Annotated in this window: 23 protein-coding genes; 13 read left to right on the top strand and 10 right to left on the bottom strand. The window is 74.0% G+C overall.

Annotation, left to right across the window (positions count from 1 at the left end; genetic code table 11):
- Positions 1-80: 80 nt before the first annotated feature.
- From ACGH2B_RS27490 to ACGH2B_RS27500, 3 genes are all read left to right on the top strand, one after another.
- Positions 81-350 carry a hypothetical protein gene (locus ACGH2B_RS27490; RefSeq protein WP_399095439.1) on the top strand — a complete coding sequence of 90 codons (270 nt, stop codon included), beginning with the start codon at positions 81-83 and terminating at the stop codon, positions 348-350.
- On the top strand, positions 347-718 hold the full coding sequence (locus tag ACGH2B_RS27495; protein WP_399095442.1) for a fic family toxin-antitoxin system, toxin component: 372 nt from the start codon (positions 347-349) through the stop codon (positions 716-718). Before ACGH2B_RS27490 ends, ACGH2B_RS27495 begins: the two co-directional genes overlap by 4 nt.
- Before the next feature lie 218 nt (positions 719-936).
- On the top strand, positions 937-2,199 hold the full coding sequence (locus tag ACGH2B_RS27500) for an MFS transporter (protein WP_399095445.1): 1,263 nt from the start codon (positions 937-939) through the stop codon (positions 2,197-2,199).
- On the opposite strand, the gene ACGH2B_RS27505 is transcribed toward ACGH2B_RS27500, so the two are convergent.
- The 4 genes from ACGH2B_RS27505 to bioB form a co-directional block, all read right to left on the bottom strand.
- The gene (locus tag ACGH2B_RS27505; protein WP_399095448.1) at positions 2,165-2,947 is read right to left on the bottom strand and encodes a class I SAM-dependent methyltransferase; all 783 of its coding nucleotides are present in this window, start codon (positions 2,945-2,947) and stop codon (positions 2,165-2,167) included. The two genes, ACGH2B_RS27500 and ACGH2B_RS27505, sit on opposite strands and share 35 nt — an antisense overlap.
- 172 nt (positions 2,948-3,119) lie before the next feature.
- On the bottom strand, positions 3,120-3,818 hold the full coding sequence (gene bioD / locus ACGH2B_RS27510; RefSeq protein ID WP_399095451.1) for a dethiobiotin synthase: 699 nt from the start codon (positions 3,816-3,818) through the stop codon (positions 3,120-3,122).
- Between the two features lie 101 nt (positions 3,819-3,919).
- Positions 3,920-5,224 carry an adenosylmethionine--8-amino-7-oxononanoate transaminase gene (locus ACGH2B_RS27515; RefSeq protein ID WP_399095454.1) on the bottom strand — a complete coding sequence of 435 codons (1,305 nt, stop codon included), beginning with the start codon at positions 5,222-5,224 and terminating at the stop codon, positions 3,920-3,922.
- Positions 5,217-6,392, bottom strand: a complete 1,176-nt coding sequence (gene bioB / locus ACGH2B_RS27520) for a biotin synthase BioB (RefSeq protein WP_399097380.1) — start codon at positions 6,390-6,392, stop codon at positions 5,217-5,219. The genes ACGH2B_RS27515 and bioB overlap by 8 nt, the downstream gene beginning before the upstream one ends.
- A 157-nt stretch (positions 6,393-6,549) precedes the next feature.
- Between bioB and ACGH2B_RS27525 the strand changes: the two genes are divergently transcribed.
- Together ACGH2B_RS27525 and ACGH2B_RS27530 are read left to right on the top strand one after the other, a co-directional pair.
- The gene (locus ACGH2B_RS27525) at positions 6,550-7,755 is read left to right on the top strand and encodes an 8-amino-7-oxononanoate synthase (RefSeq protein ID WP_399095457.1); all 1,206 of its coding nucleotides are present in this window, start codon (positions 6,550-6,552) and stop codon (positions 7,753-7,755) included.
- A gap of 241 nt (positions 7,756-7,996) precedes the next feature.
- Positions 7,997-8,425 (top strand): ATP-binding protein, encoded by a 429-nt coding sequence (locus tag ACGH2B_RS27530; RefSeq protein WP_399095459.1) that lies wholly within the window; start codon positions 7,997-7,999, stop codon positions 8,423-8,425.
- Between the two features lie 6 nt (positions 8,426-8,431).
- Here the strand turns inward: ACGH2B_RS27530 and ACGH2B_RS27535 are convergent, their stop codons facing one another.
- The gene (locus tag ACGH2B_RS27535; protein ID WP_399095462.1) at positions 8,432-8,896 is read right to left on the bottom strand and encodes a C40 family peptidase; all 465 of its coding nucleotides are present in this window, start codon (positions 8,894-8,896) and stop codon (positions 8,432-8,434) included.
- A gap of 713 nt (positions 8,897-9,609) precedes the next feature.
- The gene (locus ACGH2B_RS27540; protein WP_399095465.1) at positions 9,610-10,551 is read right to left on the bottom strand and encodes a M28 family metallopeptidase; all 942 of its coding nucleotides are present in this window, start codon (positions 10,549-10,551) and stop codon (positions 9,610-9,612) included.
- Positions 10,552-11,073: 522 nt separating this feature from the next.
- Here ACGH2B_RS27540 and ACGH2B_RS27545 point away from each other — a divergent pair.
- The 6 genes from ACGH2B_RS27545 to ACGH2B_RS27570 all read left to right on the top strand — a co-directional run bounded on the left by ACGH2B_RS27545 (position 11,074) and on the right by ACGH2B_RS27570 (position 15,754).
- On the top strand, positions 11,074-11,376 hold the full coding sequence (locus tag ACGH2B_RS27545; RefSeq protein WP_143940408.1) for an urease subunit gamma: 303 nt from the start codon (positions 11,074-11,076) through the stop codon (positions 11,374-11,376).
- Positions 11,377-11,393: 17 nt separating this feature from the next.
- Complete coding sequence (locus ACGH2B_RS27550; protein ID WP_030281360.1) at positions 11,394-11,705, top strand: urease subunit beta; 312 nt, start codon at positions 11,394-11,396, stop codon at positions 11,703-11,705.
- The gene (locus tag ACGH2B_RS27555; RefSeq protein ID WP_399095469.1) at positions 11,698-13,419 is read left to right on the top strand and encodes an urease subunit alpha; all 1,722 of its coding nucleotides are present in this window, start codon (positions 11,698-11,700) and stop codon (positions 13,417-13,419) included. The genes ACGH2B_RS27550 and ACGH2B_RS27555 overlap by 8 nt, the downstream gene beginning before the upstream one ends.
- Positions 13,420-13,470: 51 nt before the next feature.
- The gene (locus tag ACGH2B_RS27560; RefSeq protein WP_399095472.1) at positions 13,471-14,145 is read left to right on the top strand and encodes an urease accessory protein UreF; all 675 of its coding nucleotides are present in this window, start codon (positions 13,471-13,473) and stop codon (positions 14,143-14,145) included.
- 71 nt (positions 14,146-14,216) lie between these two features.
- A complete protein-coding gene (ureG, locus tag ACGH2B_RS27565; RefSeq protein ID WP_399088752.1) occupies positions 14,217-14,921 on the top strand; it encodes an urease accessory protein UreG in 705 nt (234 codons plus the stop codon).
- A complete protein-coding gene (locus tag ACGH2B_RS27570) occupies positions 14,918-15,754 on the top strand; it encodes an urease accessory protein UreD (RefSeq protein WP_399095475.1) in 837 nt (278 codons plus the stop codon). Before ureG ends, ACGH2B_RS27570 begins: the two co-directional genes overlap by 4 nt.
- Before the next feature lie 79 nt (positions 15,755-15,833).
- Here ACGH2B_RS27570 and ACGH2B_RS27575 read toward each other — a convergent pair whose 3' ends face one another.
- The 4 genes from ACGH2B_RS27575 to ACGH2B_RS27590 all read right to left on the bottom strand — a co-directional run bounded on the left by ACGH2B_RS27575 (position 15,834) and on the right by ACGH2B_RS27590 (position 18,698).
- Positions 15,834-16,208, bottom strand: a complete 375-nt coding sequence (locus ACGH2B_RS27575; protein WP_399095478.1) for a hypothetical protein — start codon at positions 16,206-16,208, stop codon at positions 15,834-15,836.
- 106 nt (positions 16,209-16,314) lie between these two features.
- Positions 16,315-16,704 (bottom strand): roadblock/LC7 domain-containing protein, encoded by a 390-nt coding sequence (locus ACGH2B_RS27580; protein ID WP_399095481.1) that lies wholly within the window; start codon positions 16,702-16,704, stop codon positions 16,315-16,317.
- Between the two features lie 58 nt (positions 16,705-16,762).
- Complete coding sequence (locus ACGH2B_RS27585; protein ID WP_399095484.1) at positions 16,763-18,202, bottom strand: hypothetical protein; 1,440 nt, start codon at positions 18,200-18,202, stop codon at positions 16,763-16,765.
- Positions 18,203-18,311: 109 nt separating this feature from the next.
- Complete coding sequence (locus ACGH2B_RS27590) at positions 18,312-18,698, bottom strand: hypothetical protein (RefSeq protein ID WP_399095487.1); 387 nt, start codon at positions 18,696-18,698, stop codon at positions 18,312-18,314.
- 543 nt (positions 18,699-19,241) lie between these two features.
- On the opposite strand from ACGH2B_RS27590, the gene ACGH2B_RS27595 reads away from it, so the two are divergent.
- Positions 19,242-20,879 carry an alpha/beta hydrolase gene (locus ACGH2B_RS27595; protein WP_399095490.1) on the top strand — a complete coding sequence of 546 codons (1,638 nt, stop codon included), beginning with the start codon at positions 19,242-19,244 and terminating at the stop codon, positions 20,877-20,879.
- A gap of 187 nt (positions 20,880-21,066) precedes the next feature.
- A complete protein-coding gene (locus tag ACGH2B_RS27600) occupies positions 21,067-22,044 on the top strand; it encodes a LacI family DNA-binding transcriptional regulator (RefSeq protein ID WP_399095493.1) in 978 nt (325 codons plus the stop codon).
- Positions 22,045-22,054: the final 10 nt, after the last annotated feature.

Consider the following 22,054-nt stretch of genomic DNA (forward strand, 5'->3'; position numbering starts at 1 on the left):
GGCGGAGCGGGGCGCACGGCTCCGCTTGCCGGGCCGCCGGCCGCTTGCCGGTGCTAGCGGATGCGCGCTAGCGTGAAGGCGTGGCGAAAACACAGTTGAACGTCCGCGTGGACGAAGCCACCGCCGAAGCGGCCCGGGAGCGCGCCCTGCAGCGGGGAGTGAGCGTGAATCGCTATATCGAGGAACTCGTCCTCCGGGACGCCGGCGAGGTCGGCCAGACCTTCGTCGAGGCGGCCTCCGACTTCATGAAGCAGTACGAGCGCGTCTTCGCCGAGGAGTTCGGGCGGGGCGCGGCGGAGCCCGCGCGCGGCGCGGCGGGCGGCAGGGAAGGACACCCGGGCAAGCAGTGACCCTCCGCATCGACCTCGCCTGGCTGCTCCTCGTCGCCGAACAGCACACCCCGGGCGATCCCGCGGTCACCGACTGGGGCGCCCTCGTCGCCGCCGTCGCCCGCCACGAGGCGGAGATCATCGGCGTCCCCGTCTACACCGACCCGCCAGACCGCGCCGCGGCCCTCCTCCACCTCCTGCTGCGGGTGCCGGCGCTGGAGCGGTCCAACGCCATGTTCGCGACGGCCGTGGCCTACGGCTACCTCGTCGCCAGCGGCCTGAAGATCGCGACCTCGCCCGAGCGGGTCCGCGACCTCGCCCGCCTCGTCAAGGACGACACCACCGAGCTGTCCGCCATCGCCGACGAACTGCGTAGCTGGACGGTCTGACGCCGTCACGGGCCCGGCCGGGCCCCTCGACCGGATGCCCGTGCGAACAGATCACGCCACGCCCCCTAGAATGGCCCTTCGGCCCCGCGCGCGGCCGGACACGGTGGGCACGCGGCACCGGCGGCATCCCGTACGGGAGACACCGACCGCCTTCGGCCCGGCTGCTGACCTCCAGGTCGTCAGGCCGCCCCCGCTCCGTACGCAGCACTGAAGGACGCATGCCCCAGCACCCCGCGCCGCCGGCACCCCCGCACCCCTCCGAGACGACGGACGCGGCGCCCGACGCCGCCGCGGACCGCTACGCCCGCAAAGCCGTTGTCGCCTCCGCCGTCGGCTACGGGCTCGAAGGCTTCGACCTCCTCATCCTCAGCTTCGCGCTCTCCGCCGTCACCGCCGGACTGCATCTGACCTCCACCCAGGCCGGATCGCTGACCACCCTCACCCTCATCGGCTGCGTCGCCGGCGGCCTCCTCTTCGGGATGCTCTCCGACCGCCTCGGCCGCATCCGGGTGCTGTCCTGGTCGATCGTGCTCTTCGCCGTCTTCACCGGCGCCACCGCCCTCGCCCAGGACTTCCCGCAGCTCGCCGCCTTCCGGTTCCTCGCCGGGATGGGCATCGGCGGTGAGTTCGGCATCGGCATGGCGCTCGCCGCCGAGGCGTTCCCCAGCCGCAAACGCGCCCGCGGCACCTCGTACGTCGGCCTCGGCTGGCAGGCGGGCGTCCTCGCCGCCGCCCTCGTCTCCGCGCCCGTCATCAACGCCTGGGGCTGGCGTGCCCTCTTCGCCCTCGGCGTGGTGCCCGCCCTCGCCGCGTTCCTCTTCCGCCGCACCATGCGGGAGCCGGCCGCGTTCACCGCCGCAGCCGGCCGCGCCCGCCCGGCCACCGCCCCGCTGCGCAGCCTCGTCGCCACCCCCGCCGCGCGCCGCGCCACCCTCGGCGTCCTCGTCCTGACCTCCGTCCAGAACTTCGGCTACTACGGCCTGATGACCTGGCTGCCCAGCTACCTCTCCCAGCAGTTCGGCTACAGCCTCACCAAGTCCGGCGCCTGGACCGCCGTCACCGTCCTCGGCATGGCCTGCGGCATCCTCGCCTTCGGCCACCTCGCCGACCGCATCGGCCGCCGCCCCACCTTCTGGCTCTTCCAGGCGGGCGCGGTCGTGACCGTCCTCGCCTACGCCACCCTCACCACACCCGTCGCACTGCTCATCGGCGGCGCCGTCATGGGCGCGTTCGTCAACGGCATGACCGGCGGCTACGGTGCGCTCATCGCCGAGCTGTACCCCACACACGCCCGCGCCACCGCACAGAACGTGCTGTTCAACCTCGGCCGCGGTGTCGGCGGCTTCGCCCCGCTCATCGTCGCCCTGGTCGCCGGAAGCTTCGGCTTCCAGAAGGCCATCGGCCTGCTCGCGGTCCTCTACGTCCTCGACATGGCCGCGATGTTCCTCATCCCCGAACGCAAGGGCGCGGCGCTGGACTGAGCCCCGCGACGGTGATGATCTCGGGGCTCGCCGGGGTCAGCGGCGAGCGGTCCCAGTCGCCGTACCGTTCCTCGGCGGCCAGCCCCGCACCGGCCAGAAAACCGTCGAGCGCCTCCTCGGGCAGGAAGCGCAGCGTGGAGTGCGCGCGAACGGTACGCGGCAGACCGGGCCCGGTGAGCACGGTGGTGAAGCGCACCAACTCCCCGTCCACCGGCTGCCGTACCCGGTGCGCGATCCGGGCCCGCGCACCGTCCGGGCCGGTCACCTCCACCGCGTGGGCGGGGGTCCACCGCTCCCACGCCCGCGCCGCCGGATTCCGCGTCTCGAACGCGAACCGCCCGCCGGGGACCAGCGCCCCGCGGACGACGGCGAGCGCGGCCCGCAGCTCCGCGTCCGCGCGGAGCGCCTGGAAGGCGTGGCCGGTCATCACGACGAGGTCGAACTCCGGCGCCGCGCCGAGGCCGGCCGGTGCGGTCGTGGTTCCCAGACCGCCGCTGAGCCAGGTGATGCCGTCGGCGGCGCCCGCGCGCGCCCGTGCCAGCATCGCCGGATCCGGGTCGAGTCCGCAGAGCCGCCCGCGGTGGCCGCGCTCCCGGGCGCGGCGCAGCAGGGTGCCGGTGCCGCAGCCGACGTCGAGGACGGCCTCGGCCCGCATCACCAGGCCGAGGTAGAAGTCGTCGCAGACGGCCCAGGGGTTGCAGGCGTCGTACCAGTGCGCCAGGAGTTCGGCGTCGGTGGGCCCGGTCATGGGCGACAGTGTGCCGCGGGTGCCGTGTCCCACGGGAGCGGATTTCCGCCGGACGGGCTGTGGCAGGGCCGGCGGAACGGCCGTGACGGGCGGGTGCCCGGCCGGCCCTGCCACAGGGCCTGGTCACACCCGGCGAGCCCGCGGCTGCCCCCCGGATCCGCCCCGCCCCCGCTCACGGCACCCGCAACGGCCCCGAGCCTCCGAGCGCGGGCGCCAGCCACCCCGTGGCCGCGGAGCGGAAGGCGCCCGGTGGCAGGCTTCCGGCGCCCTCCGGGATCAGGCCGAGGAGCGGGGCGTCGGCCGCCGTGGGCAGGTCGCCGAGGTTGCAGCGGGAGGCCAGGTCCGGTTCGGCGGGCCAGCTTCCGATCACCACGCCCGCGCAGCGCAGGCCGTGGGTGCGCAGGGCCAGGGCGGTCAGCGCGGTGGCGTTGAGGGTGCCGAGTCCGGCTTCCGCCACCAGCAGTACCGGCGCGTCCACCAGCCGCGCCGCGTCCGCGAGGGTGGCGCCCGCCGCGTCGAACCGGACCAGCAGCCCGCCCGCGCCCTCGACCAGCACCAGATCGTGCGAGGCCGCCAGCTTCTCCGCGGCGTCGGCGACCTCCCGCGGCCCGACCGGTGCCCGGCCCGCCCGCGCGGCCGCCGTCGCCGGGGCCAACGGTTCGGGGAACCGCGCCAGTTCCGCCGTCGTCACCGCCCCCGCCAGCCGCGCCACCTCCGCCGCGTCGCCCGGCTCGTCGGGCCCGACGCCGGTCTGCGCGGGCTTGAGCACGGCCACCGAACGGCCGGCCGCGAGCGCCGCCGCCGCGAGCGCCGCCGTCGTCACGGTCTTGCCGATACCGGTCCCGGTACCCGTCACGAACAGCACCGTCATGGCGCCTCCTTCAGCTCTGTCGTACGTGAGAAACCCCGGAACGGGGCAGTGGCGCGGCACCACCGGCGCCCCGGGGGAGAGCCCCGGGACGCCCGCGCCGCTCAGCCCTCCCGGGCCGCCGCGCACACCGCGGCGCAGATCCGGGCCACGTCGTCGTCGCCGGTGACGTACGGCGGCATGGTGTAGACGAGGTCCCGGAACGGGCGCAGCCAGACGCCCTCGCGGACCGCCGCCGCCGTCGCCGCGGCCAGGTCCACCTCGTGATCGAGCTGGACGACACCGATCGCGCCCAGCACCCGTACCTCGCGCACCCCGGGGAGGTCCCGGGCCGCGGCCAGGCCCGTCCGCAGTCCGGATCCGATACGGGCCACCTCGCCCGCCCAGTCCTGCGACAGCAGCAGCTCGACGCTGGCGCCGGCGACGGCGGTGGCCAGCGGATTGCCCATGAACGTCGGGCCGTGCGCCAGCACCGGCACCTCGCCGCGCGAGATGCCCGCCGCCACCTCCGCCGTGCACAGCGTCGCCGCCAGCGTCAGATATCCGCCGGTCAGCGCCTTGCCCAGACACATCACATCGGGGGCGACCCCGGCGTGCCCGGCGGCGAACAGCGTGCCCGTACGGCCGAAGCCGGTGGCGATCTCGTCGAAGATCAGCAGGACGTCATGGGCGTCGCACGCCTCGCGCAGCACCCGCAGATAGCCGGGGGAGTGGAACACCATCCCGCCCGCGCCCTGCACCACCGGCTCCACGATCACCGCGGCCAGCTCGTCGGCGTGGCGGGCGATCAGCTCCCGCAGGTGGGCCGCGTACGCCTCGTCGACCGGCGCGTCGAAGCCCGGCGGCGGCGCATCCGCGAAGATCTGGCGCGGCAGGACGCCCCGCCACAGGTCGTGCATCCCGCCCTCGGGGTCGCACACCGACATCGGGTGCCAGGTGTCGCCGTGGTAGCCGCCGCGCCAGGTCAGCAGCCGCTGCTTGCGCGGGCGGCCCACCGAGCGCCAGTACTGCAGACACATCTTGGCGGCGACCTCGACCGCCACCGAGCCGGAGTCGGCGAGGAAGACATGGCGCAGCGGCTCCGGCGTGACGGCGACCAGCCGCTCCGCCAGCCGCACGGCGGGCTCGTGGGTGAGCCCGCCGAACATCACATGGCTCATCCGCCCCAACTGCTCGCGGGCCGCCTCGTCCAGTACCGGGTGCCGGTAGCCGTGCACCGCCGACCACCACGACGCCATCCCGTCGACCAGCTCACGGTGGCCGCCCGCCGGTTCCGCCAGCCGCAGCCGCACCCCGGCCGCCTCCTCTACCACCAGCGGCTCGGCGCGCCCGGGCATCGGACCGTACGGATGCCAGACGTGCTGCCGGTCGAGGGCGAGCAGTTCGGCCGGGGTGAGCGGCTCAGGCATTGGGCGGCAGCTCCGTGCCCGCGCCCCGGCGGCGCACCGCCACCAGGCCCCGCCGTTCCTCGTCGGAAAGGGCGTCACCGGCCTGCTCGGGAACCTCGGCGGCGCCGTGGCAGCCGCCCGCCCCCGTATCGCCGCAGCCGCCGTCGCCGCAGGTCCCGCCCGGGGCGCGGTGCTCGGGCAGCGTCGTGGTGCCGGTGCCCTCCACCTCGAAACCGGCGTCCGCGATCATCGCGAGGTCGTCCTTGCCCGCCTGGCCCTCACTGGTCAGGTAGTCGCCCAGGAACAGGGAGTTGACCAGGTGCAACGCCAGCGGCTGCATGCTGCGCAGGTGCACCTCCCGCCCGCCGGCCAGCCGCACCTCGACGTCCGGGCAGACGAACCGGGTCATCGCCAGGATCCGCAGCGCCCGCTGCGGCGTGAGGTTCCACTCCTTCGCCAGCGGCGTCCCCTCGAACGGGATCAGGAAGTTCACCGGCACCGAGTCCGGGTCCAGCTCCCGCAGCGCGAACACCACGTCGACCAGGTCCGCGTCGCTCTCGCCCATCCCGGCGATCAGCCCGGAGCACGCCGACATCCCGGCCGCCTGCGCCTGCTTGACCGTCGCCACCCGGTCCCCGAAGTCATGGGTGGTGCAGATGTCGCCGTACGTCGCCTCGGAGGTGTTGAGGTTGTGGTTGTAGGCGTCCGCCCCGGCCTCCCGCAGCCGTCCGGCCTGGCCGTCCGTCAGCAGCCCGAGGCAGGCGCAGACCTCGACGCCCTCGTTCTGCTCCTTGATGGCGGAGATGGTCTCCGACACCCGCGCCACGTCCCGGTCGGTCGGCCCGCGCCCGCTGGCCACCAGACAGACCCGCTTGGCGCCCCCGGCGACCCCGGCGGCCGCCGCCCGCGACGCCTCCTCCGGCTTCAGCCAGGTGTACTTGAGGATCTCCGCCTTCGACCCGAGCCGCTGCGAGCAGTACGAGCAGTCCTCGGGGCAGAGCCCGGACTTGAGGTTGACGAGGTAGTTGAGCTTCACCCGCCGGCCGAACCACTTACGGCGCACCTTGCCGGCCGCGGCCACGACGTCGAGCAGGTCGTCATCGGACGTCGCCAGTACGGCGAGCGCCTCTTCACGGGTCGGCAGCTCGCGCCGCAGCCCCTTCTCCACCAACGTGTTCAGCAGCTCCATGGCGATGATCCTGACGTACACCGGTGCCCCTGGCCAAGGAGGATTCCCACAACGCGCCCGGATCGGGGTGTGTGTATCACCACACCCTGAGGCGGTGGAACGGCCGCTAACGTCTATCGGCAGTCCACAATCACCGAAGGAAAACGAAGGAAAGCCGATGCCCGCGGATCCCGTCCCGCCACCGCCCCGTGACGCCCCGTCGGCCGACGCCGCGCCGCGGGATCCGGGTGCGGCGTTCGACTGGCTCGACGCGGCCCACGACGCGCGGCGCCGCGCCGGTCTGCGCCGCGCCCTGCGCCCCCGCCCGGCCGCCTGCGGACTGCTGGACCTGGCGAGCAACGACTACCTCGGACTCGCCCGCCACCCGCTGGTCACCCGCGCCGCCGCACAGGCCGCGCACCGCTGGGGCGCCGGGGCCACCGGCTCCCGGCTGGTCACCGGCTCCACCGAACTCCACGCCACGCTGGAGAGCGAACTCGCCGCGTTCTGCGGCTTCGAGGCGGCCCTCGTCCTCTCCTCCGGATACGCCGCCAACCTCGCCGCCGTCACCGCCCTGTCCGGCCCCGGCGCCCTCCTCGTCTCCGACGCGGGCAACCACGCCTCCCTCATCGACGGCTGCCGCCTCTCCCGCGCCCGTAAGGCCGTCGTCGCGCACGCCGACCCCGCCGCCGTGGACGCCGCGCTGTCCGCACACGAGGGCCGGGCGCTCACCGTCACCGACGCGGTGTTCTCCGTCGACGGCGACGCGGCCCCGCTGCCCGCCCTCGCCGCCGTCTGCCGCCGCCACGGCGCGGGCCTCCTCGTCGACGACGCCCACGGACTCGGGGTGCTCGGCGACGGCGGACGCGGCGCCGTAGCCACCGCAGGACTCGCCGGGGCCCCGGACACCGTCGCCACCGTGACGCTGTCGAAGTCCCTCGGCTCCCAGGGCGGCGCGGTCCTCGGACCGGCGCGGGTCATCGAGCACCTGGTCAACACCGCGCGGACGTTCATCTTCGACACCGGGCTCGCCCCGGCGGCGGCCGGTGCCGCGCTCGCCGCGCTGCGGCTGCTGCGCCGCGAGCCGGAGCGCGCGGCCCGCGCCCGGGGGATCGCCGACGCCCTGTACCACCGGCTGACCGCAGCCGGGCTGGCCGCGGTCCGCCCGGACGCCGCCGTCGTCGCGGTCCGCGCCCCGTCGGCGGAGGCCGCCGCGGGCTGGGCGGCCGACTGCCGCGCCGCCGGACTGCTCGTCGGCTGCTTCCGCCCGCCGTCCGTCCCCGACGGCGTCTCCCGGCTGCGGCTGACGGCCCGCGCCGACCTGACGTCAGATCAACTCCGGTCGGCGGTACGGATCTTGACGGACACCGCGCCGCGCGGCTGACGCGCCGCTCCGGACGCGCGTGCGCCGGAGCCGCCCGGGCCGGTGATCCGTTCTCGCGTCGTACCGTTCACCGCTTCGAGCGAGAGATATGGGCATTTCATGGTGGATCGCGGGGTGTACCGGCAGCATGGACCGCCCGGTCCGCACCCCCCGGTGCACGGACCGGCTCGGTGACCGAGCGGCGTCCCGCCCGCGCCCGTGCGCCGGATCCGACCCCGGTGGGAAGAAGGACGGCACGGCGATGGCAGACCACCAGGAATCCACCCTCACCCTCCCCGGCGCGCCGGAGTCGGTCGCGGCCGCGCGCAGGCACGTTTCCGCGGTGCTCGGCGCCTGGGGTCTCGACCCGGCCGCGCCGCTCACCGACGCGGTCCGGCTGATCGTCTCCGAGCTGGCGACCAACGCCGTCCGGCACACCGGCGACACCTCCCCGTACTTCACCGTCGCGCTCCGGCTCGACCGGGACACGACGCTGACCGCGGGGGTCACCGACCGCGACCCCCGGCCGCCCCGGCGGCTGCCCGCCGAGGAGTGCCGCCCCGGCGGGCGCGGTCTGCTCATCGTCGGTCTGCTGGCCGCCGAGTCCGGGGGAGAGGTGGCGACCGTGCCGGAGCCGGACGGCGGCAAGACCGTCCGGGTCCGGCTGCCGTGGCCGTCCGCCGGAGCCTGACCCGGGTCAGCCGACCCGCCCGTACGAGACCGAACGGGTCCAGATCTTCTCCAGCTTCACGACGGTGCCGGAGTGCGGGGCGTGCCAGATGCGGCTGTGCCCGGCGTAGATCCCGACGTGGTAGACGCCCTGGCGGCCGTGGAAGAAGACCAGGTCACCGGCCTTGCGGGTAGTGGCGCGGACATGGCGGGTGCGGTTGTACTGCGCGGCGGCGGTGCGCGGCAGGCTCCGCCCGGCGCGCTTGAAGGCGTACTGCGTCAGCCCCGAGCAGTCGAAGCGGTGCGGCCCCCGGGCGCCGTACTGGTAGGGCGCGCCCTTCTTGGAGGCGGCGATGCGTACCGCCGTGGTGGAGACGGCGGTGGCGTCGGCGCCCGGGGGGAGCGTGACGGCGGCGCCGACGGTGGCGAGTGTGAGAGCGGAGATGGTTCCGGCCCGGGCGACCGCGGCCGGCACATGCATGCGCACAGTCATGCGCAAACCCTTCGTCAGCCGCCTGCGAAGGAAGACCTGTCGGGTTCGGGCAGGCGAAGGTGCCCGGCCGTGTACGGCTTCACCCCAAGGGGCCGCCGCCCCGGGGCGCGCCCGCGAAGTCCCGTCGTCCGCCCGGAGGACGGGACTTCGCGGACGCGCCCCGGCGGCCCGGCCCCGTCGTGCTCGGGTCCTCCGCTCCTGCCGGTGCGTCCGCGTCGACCTGACGTCCGAGGCGGCGGCAGGATTCGGCGTCCGCCCGGACCGCCCCGCCGCTGCGGCGGGGGCTTGTCGTCGAGGGGATCGTCACGCATCGGACGCCCGGATTCCGCGCTGAAATGACGAAGTGTGACATTGGTCACAAGTGTGCCAAATGGTGCTTTCGGGGCATCGGGTATGCGGCGCCCGGACCGCTCGCGCGCCCCGGACCAGCGGGAAGAGGTCCGCTCGCGGCACGGTCCGCCCCGGCGCCCCGCAACGTGACACCCCCGCGAGGGCCGGGAACGGGGTGGGCCGTACGGGTGAGCCCGTACGGGGGAGCGCCGTCGCGGCCGGCCGGACCGTCCGCCCGCGACGGTGTGGCATGGCGCGCCGCGGCCCGGCCGTCAGGGGAGAGCGGCCGGGCCGGGAGCCGGCCGCGCGGGCCGGAGGTGCGTGGGGGCCTCCGTACGCGTCCGCCCGGAGGCGTACGGGCCGTGCCCCTCAGGCGCGCGAGGTCAGGAGCTCAGCTCCCACAGCGCGTGGGCGATGGCGTCGGTGTGGTTGTCCAGCGCGGTGTCGTCGATGTTCTTCGCCGTGTCGCAGGACTCGTGGTAGCAGGCGTCGAACGCCTTGCCCGCCTCGCCGCCCCACGCCTTGGCCTGCGCGTCGGTCTTGATGTAGTCGGCGCCGGAGAACAGACCGCCGACGGGGACCCCGGCGTCCTGGAACGGCGCGTGGTCGGAGCGGCCGTCGCCCTCGGTCTCCTTCTCGGTGGCGATGTTCTTGCTCGCGAACCAGTCCTTGAAGACCTTCTCCAGCCGCGCGTCGTCGTCGTAGACGAAGTAGCCCGGGTTGGGCGAGCCGATCATGTCGAAGTTGAGGTACGAGTCGAGCTTGGCGGTGTCGGCGCCGAGCGAGTCGACGTAGTGGGAGGAGCCGATCATGCCGTCCTCCTCATCGCCCCACCAGCCGAACCGCAGGTGCTTGGTGGGCTTGAGGTCGGCCTTGGCGACCGCGAGCGCGACCTCCAGGATGCCCGCCGAGCCGGAGCCGTTGTCGTTGATGCCGGGGCCCGCGGGGACGGAGTCGAGGTGGGCGCCGGACATCACGGTCTTGCTCTCGTCGCCGCCGGGCCAGTCGGCGATGAGGTTGTACCCCTTCGCGCCGCCGCTGGTGAACTCCTGGACCTTCGTGGTGAACCCGGCGGCGTCCAGCTTGCCCTTCACATAGTCGACCGACTGCTGGTACCCGGCGGTGCCGTGGGCGCGGGTGCCGTTGTTGGCGTCGGCTATGGACTGGAACTTGGCGAGGTCGGCCTTGATGTCCGCCACCGGGATGTCGGGTGCGGCGGCCGGTGCGGTCGCCTGGGCGCCGGCCGCGACGCCGAGCAGGGCGACGACGGCGGCACAGGCGCCGGTGGCGAGGGTGAGACGGCGGGTACGGGCGGTGCGAGTCACGGTGTGGCTCCGATACTGGTGTGGGGGGTGGTGCGGAGCGTTTGACGCGCACATGAGGATCGTGAGCGATCACCGCCCCGTCAAGAGCGGATACCGGACAGTGGTGTTCGTCCAGCGGAGGTGGCCCGGATTGCCCGGTGCATCCAATTCGCGGCACCCGGGATGCCCTGTCCGATCGGTCCGGCGACCGTTCCGGGATGTGGAATTCGCCACCGTATTCAAGGCGCCGGAAATTCCCGGACGGGAAATCCGGAAGGGAAATTCGGTCGCCGGCCGGTAACTCCCGGTAAGGGAGGTGTCGCCTCTTCGGCCCTGAGAAGGGTTCCGCAGGTGACCAGGCGTGTAACGCCACGGAAATGCGTCCGAACTAACCTCTGCGCGAGGGGGTGTTGATGACCTCCTGCGGGGAGGCGGTTTGCTCTCCCTTTAGTCGCTGTGTGATACATCTACCTATACGGGCGTGTCCACGCCTGTGACCTGGGCGAACGCGTACCCGGGCAGGAAGTCTGTGAGGTGGAACGTATGCAACTGACTCCGCATGAGCAGGAACGTCTGATGATTCATGTGGCGGCAGACGTGGCTGAAAAACGCCGGGCCCGGGGGCTGAAGCTCAACCATCCGGAATCCATTGCGCTGCTCACCGCCCACATCCTCGAAGGGGCCCGGGACGGCCGGACCGTCGCCGAGCTGATGTCCTCCGGACGCCAGGTGCTCAGCCGCGACGACGTCATGGACGGCGTCCCGGAAATGATTCATGACGTGCAGGTCGAGGCCACCTTCCCCGACGGCACCAAGCTCGTCACCGTTCACGAACCCATCAACTGACCGCGGGAGAACAGAAGATGATCCCGGGACAGATCCTCTACGCCGACGAGCCGGTACGCCTCAACGAAGGCCGCCCCCTCACGCGCATGACCGTCCTCAACTCCGCCGACCGCCCCGTGCAGGTCGGCTCCCACTACCACTTCGCCGAGGCCAACCCGGGCCTGGCGTTCGACCGCGCGGCCGCGCACGGCCTGCGGCTCAACGTCGCGGCGGGCTCCGCCGTACGTTTCGAGCCCGGCATCCCCACCGAGGTCGAGCTGGTCCCCCTCGCGGGCAAGCGGATCGTCGCCGGGCTGCGCGGTGAGACCGGAGGCACTCTCGATGGCTGAGCTTTCCCGCCAGGACTACGCCGACCTCTTCGGCCCGACGGCCGGCGACCGTATCCGCCTCGCCGACACCGACCTGGTCATCGAGATCGAGGAGGACCGCAGCGGCGGTCCCGGGCGCGCCGGTGACGAGGCCGTTTTCGGCGGCGGCAAGGTCATCCGCGAGTCGATGGGGCAGTCCCGCGTCACCCGCGCCGAGGGCGCCCCCGACACCGTCATCACCGGCGTCGTCGTCCTCGACCACTGGGGCATCGTCAAGGCGGACGTCGGCATCCGCGACGGCCGGATCACCGGGCTCGGCAAGGCGGGCAACCCCGAGACGATGGACGGTGTCCACCCCGACCTCGTCATCGGCCCGGAGACCGAGATCATCGCCGGCAACGGCAAGATCCTCACCGCCGGTGCCATCGACACCCACGTCCACTTCATCTGCCCCCAGCAGGTGGACGAGGCCCTCGCCTCCGGCGTCACCACCCTCGTCGGCGGCGGCACCGGCCCCGCCGAGGGCAGCAAGGCCACCACCATCACCCCCGGCGCCTGGCACATCTCCCGGCTCCTGGAGTCGATGGACCACCTCCCCGTCAACATCGGTCTGCTGGGCAAGGGCAACACCATGTCCGCCGACTCGATGCGCGACCAGCTCCGCGCCGGAGTCCTCGGCTTCAAGATCCACGAGGACTGGGGCGCCACCCCCGCCGTCCTCGACGCCTGCCTGAACATCTGCGAGGAGAGCGGCGCCCAGCTCGCGATCCACACGGACACCCTGAACGAGGCCGGTTTCCTCGGCGACACCATCGCGGCCATCGCCGGGCGCTCCATCCACGCCTTCCACGTCGAGGGTGCGGGCGGCGGTCACGCCCCCGACATGATCGCCATGGTCTCCGAGCCGAACGTGCTGCCCGCGTCGACCAACCCGACCCGGCCGCACACCGTCAACACCGTCGAGGAACACCTCGACATGCTGATGGTCTGTCACCACCTGAACCCGGCGGTCCCCGAGGACCTCGCGTTCGCCGAGTCCCGCATCCGGCCCTCGACCATCGCCGCCGAGGACATCCTGCACGACCTCGGCGCCATCTCGATCATGTCCTCGGACGCCCAGGCCATGGGCCGCATCGGCGAGGTCGTCATGCGCACCTGGCAGACCGCGCACGTGATGAAGAAGCGCCGCGGCCTCCTCACCGGCGACAGCGCCGCGGACAACACCCGCGCCCGCCGGTACGTCGCGAAATACACCATCAACCCGGCCGCCGCCCAGGGCATCGATCACGTCATCGGCTCCGTCGAGGACGGCAAGCTCGCCGACCTCGTGCTGTGGGACCCGGCGTTCTTCGGCGTCAAGCCGCTGCTCGTCATCAAGGGCGGCCAGATCGCGTACGCGCAGGTCGGCGACGCCAACGCCTCCATCCCCACCCCGCAGCCGATCCTGCCGCGCCCCATGTTCGGCGCCATCGGCAAGGCCCCGGGCAGCAACTCCGTCAACTTCGTCTCCGCGCAGGCGGTCGAGGACGGCATCGCCGAACGGCTCCCGCTGGGCAAGGCGTACGAGCCGATCCGCAGCACCCGGTCCGTCACCAAGGCGTCGATGCGCAACAACGACGCGCTGCCGCGGGTCCATGTGGAGCCGGACACCTTCACGGTGACCATCGACGACGAGGTGGTCGAGCCCGCCCCCGCCGCCGAACTGCCCATGGCCCAGCGGTACTTCCTCTTCTGATGCGGCGCAGGTGATGTTTCCTATGAACGGTAGGCGTCTTGGGGGCCGGGGATGAGCCGGGCCGCTCTCATGGTGCTGGCTGATGGCCGGTTTCCTGCTGGGGGGCATGCGCATTCCGGTGGGGCGGAGGCGGCGGTCGCGGCCGGGCGTGTCACGGATGCCGCTTCTTTGGAGGTGTTCTGCCGGGGGCGGTTGCATACCGCGGGTCTGGTTGCGGCGGGGCTCGCGGCGGCTGCCGCGGCCGGTGGTGATCCGTTGGCGCTCGACGACGCGGCGGATGCGCGTACTCCGGTTCCGGCGTTGCGGAGTGCGGCGCGTCGGTTGGGGCGGCAGATGATGCGGGCGGCGCGGGCGGCGTGGCCGTCGGTGGAGCTGGCCGCGTTGGCGGCGGCGCGTCCGCGTGGTGCGCATCAGCCGGTGGTGCTGGGCGTCGCCGCCCGTTCGGCGGGGCTGGCGTCGCTGGATGCCGCGTATGCCGCTGTGTACGAGAGTGTCAGCGGTCCGGCGACGGCGGTGGTCCGGTTGCTGAGCCTGGATCCGTTCGACGCGACCGCCGTCCTCGCCCGTCTGGCTCCCGAGGTGGACCGGGTGGCCGCCACTGCTGTCGCCGCTGCCCGGCGCGTTCCGGGGGAAGGTGTCGATGTCCTGCCGGCCGCGTCCGCGCCGTTGCTGGATCTCACCGCCGAGCAGCACGCGGCCTGGCCGGTCCGTCTCTTCGCTTCCTGACCCGCCGCCGGGAGCCCGTGTTCCCGGCGGCCCCGGGCGCCTCGCGCGCCCGCACGACTTACGGAGTTTGTATGCATCTCGATCACGAGCTCGATGAGATCTTCCCGCACCGTCACAGCTACAGCGCCGCGGCGCCGGTCCGCCCCGATGGTTCCCGCCGTGCGTTGCGGATCGGTCTGGGTGGCCCGGTCGGCACCGGCAAGACCGCCACCGTCGCCGCCCTGTGCCGCGCGTTGCGCGACGAACTCTCCCTCGCTGTCGTCACCAATGACATCTATACGCGTGAGGACGCGGAGTTCCTGCTGCGTGAGGCGGTCCTGCCCGCCGAGCGGATCAAGGCGGTGGAGACGGGTGCGTGCCCGCACACCGCGATCCGCGACGACATCTCCGCCAACCTCGAAGCCGTCGAGGATCTGGAGGACGAGGTCGGGCCGCTGGATTTGATCCTGGTCGAGTCCGGTGGCGACAACCTCACCGCGACGTTCTCCAAGGGTCTGGTCGATGCGCAGATCTTCGTGATCGATGTGGCGGGTGGTGATGACATTCCCCGCAAGGGCGGTCCCGGTGTCACCACCGCTGACCTGCTGATCGTCAATAAGACCGACCTCGCTCCGTATGTCGGGGTGGATCTGGAGGGTATGGCCCGCGATGCCAAGGCGCAGCGTGGGGAGCTGCCGGTGGTGTTCACCAACGTCAAGTCCGACGGTGGTGTCACCCCCGTCGCCGCCTGGGTCCGCGACCGCCTCACCGCCTGGACCACGAGCGCCGCCGCATGACCACCGCGCCCACCACGATCACCCGGCCGTCCGGCGACCTCACCACGGCCGCCGGACTGCGGGCCACCGCCCGCATCGTCGCCCGCGCCGACGCGCACGGCACCACCCGGCTGCCCGTCCTGGACGGTTCCGGGCCGTTCGCGCTGCGCCGGCTCGGCCTCCCGGGGCCGCGGGCCCGCGTCTGCATGGTGGGCGCGATGAGCGCCCCGCTCGGCGGGGACCGGCTGGCCGTCGAGGCCACCGCCGAGGACGGGGCGTCACTCCATCTGACCGCGGCCGCCGCCACCGTCGCGCTGCCCGGCCGCACCGGCGACGCCGCCACCTACGACGTCCGGCTGACCGTCGGCGACGGCGCCCGCCTCGACTGGCTGCCCGAACCGCTGATCTGCGCCGAGGGCAGCGACCTGTGGATGACCACCACCATCGACCTCGCCCCCACCGCCCGCCTCGTCCTGCGCGAGGAACAGGTCCTGGGCCGCGCCGGGGAACGCACCGGCCGCCTCCACAGCCGTCTGACACTCCGCCGCGCCGGCCACACCCTGCTCGACCAGGAGACCGCCTACGGCCCCGGCGTACCCGGCTGGGACACCTCCGCCGTCCTCGGCGGCCACCGCGCGATCGGTCAACTCCTGTTCGTGACACCGGAGTTGGCGGAGGAAGGGCAACAGGTCCGCCTGCTGGGCGGCGCCGCGCCGGAGCGCCTGGACCCGGCCGCCGGGCAGGGCGTGCTGACACCGCTGACCGGCCCCGCCCTCCTCGCCACCGCCGTCGCCCCCGACGCCCTGCGGCTGCGCGCCGTCCTCGACGAGGCGGCCGGGAACCTGCCGGGCTGAGAGCGCGTCAGCCCCGCCCGCCCCGCGGCGCCCGGACGGCGGACGCGGGGCGTGCGGGGCCGGACGGCGGGCCCGCCGCTCACACCTCCAGGACCTCCTCGACCCGGGCGAGCCGGTGCCGGGCCAGCGCGAGATTGGCGCGCTTGCGGTCGAGCACCAGATACAGGAAGAGCCCGGCGCCGTGGCGCCCGGTCACCGGCCGGAGCAGGTGGTACTGCGAGGTGAGCGTGATCAGCATGTCCTCGATGGAGCCCTGGAGGTCGAGCATCTCCATCGTGCGCAGCTTCGCGCGGACGAGGTCGGTGTTCCCCGCCGCCGCGACCTCCATATCGAGTGTGTTGCCGCCGCCGAGCGCCGCCAGCGTCATCCCGCTGGTGTGATCGACGAGGGCGATGCCGATGACGCCTTCGATGGTCGACATCGCATCGGCGAGCGCGGTTTCCATGGATGCCATAACGGTGCACACCTTTCTGGGTACGGATTGCGGCGAGCGCGGAACGCGGGATACGGGGCGCGGCGCCGGCGGAGCGACGACCGGTGGGCGCGCGGCGGCAGGGGGCTCAGGACGGGTCCGGGGCGGGCGCCTCGTCCACCAGCGCGCCGATGCGCTCCGCGGCCTGCCGGGCCTGGAGGTGCAGCCGCCCGACGTTGATCTCCGGGCCGCCCACGGTGGTCAGCACCGCCCGCGCCCCCGCCGCGTACGCCGCGACGTAGCCGTGGGTGCCGCGGGTGAGGGTCTCCTCGAAGGCGCCCTGACCGGTCGCCTCGGTGAGACGCTTGGCGACGCCGATGGCCGCCGCGGTGAGCGCGGCGAGGGCGTCCGGTTCGATGTTCCGCAGATCGTGGGCGATGACCATGCCGTCCGCGCTGGCCACCATGCCGCCGCGGAGATGGCGCACCTGGTCCCGCAGCGCGTGCAGTTCGTCCCGCACTCTGGGCTGGATCGTCATCAGTCTCCTCTTCTCGGCGCGCCGTGCGAGGGCGCGTCTCATGGGTCGTCACCACGGATCACAAGTTCTCCTCCAGTGCCGTACGCAGGCGGGTGAGGAGCGTGACGTCGGGATCGGCGGTCTCCGGGAGCCCGGGCGGCAGCGCCGGTGCCCCGGCGGGCTGCGGATCCCGCTCCCGCGCCTCCTCCAGACACACCCCCGGACGCCGCCGGGGCAGCCCGCCCGGCGCCCCGCCGTCGTCCGCGGCGGAGTGCGCCGGACGCTCCGCGTCCCGCTCCCGCCCCGCCGCACGCGACGACGGCCCGCCGCTCCGCCCGCCCGCGGGGGTACGGGTCGGCAGCCCGCCCTCCCGGCCCCCGGCCGCCGGACGCGACGGCGGCGAGGGCGCGGCACCCGGTCGCTTCTCCGTCCCGCTCCGCTCCCGCCCGGCCGTGCCGGAACGCTTCTCCCCGCCGCGGGGACGCCCGGCCCCGCCCGGCCGCGTCCCGCCGCCGCGGCTTGCGGACCGTCCGCCGGACGCCTCCGGTCCCGTGTCGCGGGCCGCTCCCGCACCTTCCGTCCCACCGGCCGCCGCGCCACCGGCCGCCGCGCCACCGGCCGTCTTCCTGCCGCCGGACGCCGCCGTGCCCCGGCCTGCCTTCCGGCCGCCCGCCGCTCCGGTCGTCCCCGTCCCGCCGCCCGTCTTCCGGCCACTCGCCGCCGCCGCGCTCGTGGACGCCGCCGGGCCGGCCGTCTCCGTCCCGTCGTCCGCCGCCGGGCCGGTGACGCCCGCGCCGCCGCCGGTCCGGGTGCCGCCCGTCTCCGCCGCGCCTTCCGGCAGCGCGACCAGCCCGCCCGCGGCCAGCCGCCGTACCTCCAGCAGTGTCCAGAACACCGAATGCCCCAGCGTCCGGGCGAGATCGGCGGGGGTGCGCCGGCCGTCGGCCGCGCCCAGCAGCAGCCGCGCCCGCCAGCCGGGGCCGTCCTCACGCCGGGCGTCCGGGGCGAGGACGACCGGTGCGCCGTCCACCGCCGCCCACGTCCGCCAGGCGTCCAACTGCGCCCGGCGGACGGCGACCGCCCGCAGCAGCGCGGCGACGCCCACCTGCCGTACGGCCGCGGGGCAGTGCTCCGCGCCGGGCGTGAACGACGTGCCCTCCGCCGGGAGCGGCAGCACCAGGAACGCCGCGTCCAGCAGCAGCGTCAGATGACGGATCTGCCGGAGCGCCAGACTCTCCGGGGTGGTGTCCCCGGCATCCGGCCCCGGCGCGCGACCGTCCCCGGAGGCTCCGCGGGCCGCCCGGCCCTGCCGCGTACGGCGTGGTCGGCCGCCCTCGCGGGCCGGGCCGCCGGGTGCGGCGGTCCCGGGCAGGTCGTCGCACTCCACCCAGGAGACCGCACCGTCTCGGAGACGGATGCGGCCACCGGGAAAGCGGAGTGCTCCGGTGGCCCGTTCGGCGGCGAGTCGCGCGAGCGGGCCGTCCGGTCCGGTCGGGGGAGTGGCGGCGGAGTGGCCCATGGCGTTCCCCTAGCGTGTCCGGTCGAGCGGTACCGGGGCCGAGCACGGCCCCGCGCACCGGTGGTGCCGGGGCCGCGGACGTGTCGCGGCGGCGCGGGCGGGCCCGCGGTCAGCCCGGCACGAGCCCGGCCGCCAGATCGTGCAGCCGCCTGCGTGCGACGGCCAGATTGGCCCGCTCCCGGTCCAGGTACAGGTACAGGTACGTCTGACTGTCGAAGGCGGTGTGGACGAAGCGGATGAGGTGATAGCCCCCGGCGGCGGTGAGGATCAGGTCTTCCAGACCCGGTCGCGCCCCGTCGGCGCCGGAGTCGAAGGTGGCGCTGCGCTGGACCGCCTGGACGACCTCGGCGGTGTCCGCGGCGGCGGCGTCGTGGTCGTTCCGGGGCGCCCGGCCCGCCGTGCCGAGGGACAGCCCGCTGGTCCAGTCGATCAGCCCGGCGCCGAGAACGCCGGGGATACCCATCGCCTCGGACAACACCTGATCGATACCCGGCACGCGGAACTCCTTCTCGGTCACGGGACGGAGGCGAAACGCCGACAGCTCTCCCCGCGCGGCTGGCACGGAGGAGAGCCCGCTTGAAGGCTACTCACCGTGCGTGTCCCGGCACAGAGCCGGAACGTACATGACGGACGATTGACGCGTTCTGGTCCATGTGCAGCGCCCCGGACGCCCACCGGTTCGCCACGTGCCCTGCCAACCGGGAGCTGAACAGCCCTTTCTCCCCGGCGGGTTGGTGCTCCGCCGCTCCGGAAATGCGTCCGGAGCGCCGCGAAACGCGGTGGCCACGGCGACTTCCGGCCGTGCTGACACCGTCTCGGCCACCACTGTCCGTAACGGCAGGGAAAGGAGGGCGACGGGGCGGCGGATGTGACGTGAGGGATCTCGGTCGCGACTCCTCCACCCTCCCCACCATTCCTACGGATTGATAAAGAAATGATGTTCGAATCTTTTCAAGAGGGGGCGAAGGGCGACAGGATCCCCTCGTACACCGCTGTGATCAGCCGCTACGCGCGGCACGCCCTCAGGGGGAACCACCACGTGAGAAGAACAGCAGCACTCGGCGCCGCCGGCACCCTGGTGACCGGCGCGCTCCTCGCCGGAGCGATCTCCGCCACGCCCGCCACCGCCGGTGAGCGCCGCCCCGCCGCCTCGGCCGAGGACCGCGGTGTGCGGGCCGCCGCCGCCCGCGCCGCGGCCCAGGGCATCGACTGGCAGGACTGCCCCGCCGACTGGGGTCTGAAGGCCCCGGTCCAGTGCGGATACGTCACCGTCCCCGTGGACTACGCCCGTCCCGGCGGCCGCACCATCAAGATCGCCGTCGACCGGGTCCGCAACACCGGCGGCAAGGAGGCGCGGCAGGGCGCCCTCGTCTACAACCCGGGCGGCCCCGGCGGCTCCGGTATGCGCTTCCCCACCCGCGTCACCGGCGGCAACCCGCTGTGGAAGAAGACCTCCGCGGCCTACGACTTCGTCGGCTTCGACCCGCGCGGTGTCGGCCACTCCGCCGCCATCTCCTGCGTCGACCCGCAGGAGTTCGTCAGCGCCCCCAAGGCCGACCCGGTGCCCCGGAACGAGGCCGACAAGCGCGCCCAGCGCAAGCTCGCCAAGGCGTACGCGGACGGCTGCGCCGCCCGCAGCGGCGACCTCCTGCCGTACCTGACGACGCCCAACACCGCCCGCGACCTGGACGTCATCCGCGCCGCGCTCGGCGAGAAGAAGCTCAACTACCTCGGCGTCTCCTACGGCACCTACCTCGGCGCCGTCTACGGCACGCTCTTCCCGGGCCACGTCCGCCGCATGATCGTCGACAGCGTCGTCAACCCCGCGCGCGAGAAGGTCTGGTACCAGGCCAACCTCGACCAGGACGTCGCCTTCGAGACCCGCTGGGGCGACTGGAAGAAGTGGGTCGCGAAGCACGACGCGACGTACCACATCGGCGACACCCCCGAGAAGGTCCAGGCGGAGTGGGAGAAGCTGCGCGCGAGCGCGGCGAAGAAGCCCGTCGGCGGCCTCGTCGGCCCCGCCGAGCTGACCGGCTTCTTCCAGCAGGCGCCCTACTACGACTCGATGTGGGCGCCCGCCGCCGAGGTGTGGAGCGCCTACCGCGCCGGTGACGCGAAGCCGCTGATCGAGAACGCCGGTCCGAACCTGGACGACAAGGCCGGCAACATCGCGTCCGAGAACAGCAACGCGGTCTACACCGCCGTCGAGTGCGCCGACGCCAAGTGGCCCACCAACTGGCGCACCTGGGACCGTGACAACACCCGCGTCCACGCCAAGGCCCCCTTCATGACCTGGGCGAACGCCTGGATGAACCTGCCGTGCGCGACCTGGTCCGCCAAGCAGCAGCGCCCCGTCGAGGTCAAGAGCGGCAAGGGCCTGCCGCCGGTGCTGATCGTCCAGAGCGCCCGCGACGCCGCCACTCCGTACGACGGCGCGGTCGAGCTGCACAAGCGGTTCGCCGGTTCACGGCTGATCACCGAGCGGGACGCCGGTTCGCACGGCGTCACCGGTCTGACCAACCCCTGCATCAACGACCGGGTGGACGCCTACCTGCTGCACGGCACGACCGACGCCCGGGACGTGACGTGCGCGCCGCACGCCACCCCGGAGCCGGCGAAGAAGAGCGTCAAGGCCGCCGCCATGGGCGCGAGCGACCTGCCCGGCGCTCCCTGACCTGCGCGGTCCCGCGGCGCGGGCGTCCCGGATCTCTCCGGGGCGCCCGCGCCCGTGTGTTGAGGCTCCGCCCCGTCCCTCCGCAAGCCCGGGGAACCGGTTTCAGAGAGCGGTTGCACTAGCATCGGACGCCGGACCGCGCGCCCGCGCGGCGGACGGCCGACGCGCGGCCGGAAGGAGGCAGCGGATGGTGACACTCGCGGATGTGGCGCGGGTGGCCGGGGTCTCCAAGGCCACCGCCTCGCGCGCGCTGACCCGCCCGGAGATGGTCACGGACGCCACCCGCGAGAGGGTCCGGGACGCCGCGGCGAGCCTCGGCTTCCAGCCCAACCGCAGCGCCCGCGCGCTGACCACCGGCCGCACCGGTCTGATCGGCCTGATCGTGCCGACGCTGGCCAACCCCTTCTTCTCCCCGCTGGTCCTGGGCGCGCAGCGGGCCGCCGAGGAGGCCGACGCCCACCTCCTCATCAGCGTCTCCGAGGCCGACGCCGACCGGGAGGCGGCGCTCGCCGCGCGCCTGGGCGAACAGGCCGACGGCGTCGTCATGGTGGCGCCCGTCGGCACCGACGCCGCGCTGCGCGAGCACGCCAGGCACCGGCCGCTGATCCTCGTCGACCGCCGGGCGGGCCGGCTGCCCGCCGTCGTCCTCGACGCCGAGGAGGGCGCCACCCGCCTCGCCGACCACCTGCTGGAGCTGGGCCACCGCGACCTCGCGTACGTCTCCGGGCCGCCCGGCTCCTGGTCGGACACCCACCGCCGGGCGGCACTGGCCGAACGGACCGCGGCCGCCGGGGCCCGCCTGCACGTCCTGGGGCCGCTGCCGCCCACCTTCGACGCGGGCATCGCCGCCGCGGCCGAACTGCCCGGCGACGCCACGGCGGTGCTCGTCTACAACAGCTATCTCACCCTCGGCCTGCTGCACGGGCTGCGCGCCGCGGGCCGCCGCGTCCCGGACGACCTGAGCGTGGCGGCCGGCGACGACCTCACCGCCTTCACCGCCACCGACCCGCCCGTCACCGCGCTGGCGCTCCCGGTGGCGGAGGCGGGCGCGACGGCCGTCCGCCGCCTGGTCGAGCTGTGCGCCGGCACGGGCCCGCGCACCACCACCCGCCTGGCGCCCCGGCTGGAGGTCCGCGCGTCGACGGCGCCGCCGGGACGGCGCTGAGGCCCGCGCG

The sequence above is a fragment of the Streptomyces sp. BBFR2 genome (genome assembly GCF_044497305.1).
In the GTDB taxonomy this organism is placed as follows: domain Bacteria; phylum Actinomycetota; class Actinomycetes; order Streptomycetales; family Streptomycetaceae; genus Streptomyces.

What these genes read in the sequence shown, in the direction of transcription:
- ACGH2B_RS27505 (WP_399095448.1), bottom strand. Translation starts at nt 2,947, where the DNA reads ATGACCGGGCCCACCGACGCCGAACTCCTGGCGCACTGGTACGACGCC.
- ACGH2B_RS27560 (WP_399095472.1), top strand. Translation starts at nt 13,471, where the DNA reads ATGAGCCGGGCCGCTCTCATGGTGCTGGCTGATGGCCGGTTTCCTGCT.
- ACGH2B_RS27545 (WP_143940408.1), top strand. Translation starts at nt 11,074, where the DNA reads ATGCAACTGACTCCGCATGAGCAGGAACGTCTGATGATTCATGTGGCG.
- ACGH2B_RS27515 (WP_399095454.1), bottom strand. Translation starts at nt 5,224, where the DNA reads ATGCCTGAGCCGCTCACCCCGGCCGAACTGCTCGCCCTCGACCGGCAG.
- ACGH2B_RS27570 (WP_399095475.1), top strand. Translation starts at nt 14,918, where the DNA reads ATGACCACCGCGCCCACCACGATCACCCGGCCGTCCGGCGACCTCACC.
- ACGH2B_RS27525 (WP_399095457.1), top strand. Translation starts at nt 6,550, where the DNA reads ATGCCCGCGGATCCCGTCCCGCCACCGCCCCGTGACGCCCCGTCGGCC.
- ACGH2B_RS27580 (WP_399095481.1), bottom strand. Translation starts at nt 16,704, where the DNA reads ATGACGATCCAGCCCAGAGTGCGGGACGAACTGCACGCGCTGCGGGAC.
- ACGH2B_RS27585 (WP_399095484.1), bottom strand. Translation starts at nt 18,202, where the DNA reads ATGGGCCACTCCGCCGCCACTCCCCCGACCGGACCGGACGGCCCGCTC.
- ACGH2B_RS27575 (WP_399095478.1), bottom strand. Translation starts at nt 16,208, where the DNA reads ATGGCATCCATGGAAACCGCGCTCGCCGATGCGATGTCGACCATCGAA.
- bioD (WP_399095451.1), bottom strand. Translation starts at nt 3,818, where the DNA reads ATGACGGTGCTGTTCGTGACGGGTACCGGGACCGGTATCGGCAAGACC.
- ACGH2B_RS27555 (WP_399095469.1), top strand. Translation starts at nt 11,698, where the DNA reads ATGGCTGAGCTTTCCCGCCAGGACTACGCCGACCTCTTCGGCCCGACG.
- bioB (WP_399097380.1), bottom strand. Translation starts at nt 6,392, where the DNA reads ATGGAGCTGCTGAACACGTTGGTGGAGAAGGGGCTGCGGCGCGAGCTG.
- ACGH2B_RS27550 (WP_030281360.1), top strand. Translation starts at nt 11,394, where the DNA reads ATGATCCCGGGACAGATCCTCTACGCCGACGAGCCGGTACGCCTCAAC.
- ACGH2B_RS27535 (WP_399095462.1), bottom strand. Translation starts at nt 8,896, where the DNA reads ATGACTGTGCGCATGCATGTGCCGGCCGCGGTCGCCCGGGCCGGAACC.
- ACGH2B_RS27500 (WP_399095445.1), top strand. Translation starts at nt 937, where the DNA reads ATGCCCCAGCACCCCGCGCCGCCGGCACCCCCGCACCCCTCCGAGACG.
- ureG (WP_399088752.1), top strand. Translation starts at nt 14,217, where the DNA reads ATGCATCTCGATCACGAGCTCGATGAGATCTTCCCGCACCGTCACAGC.
- ACGH2B_RS27530 (WP_399095459.1), top strand. Translation starts at nt 7,997, where the DNA reads ATGGCAGACCACCAGGAATCCACCCTCACCCTCCCCGGCGCGCCGGAG.
- ACGH2B_RS27600 (WP_399095493.1), top strand. Translation starts at nt 21,067, where the DNA reads ATGGTGACACTCGCGGATGTGGCGCGGGTGGCCGGGGTCTCCAAGGCC.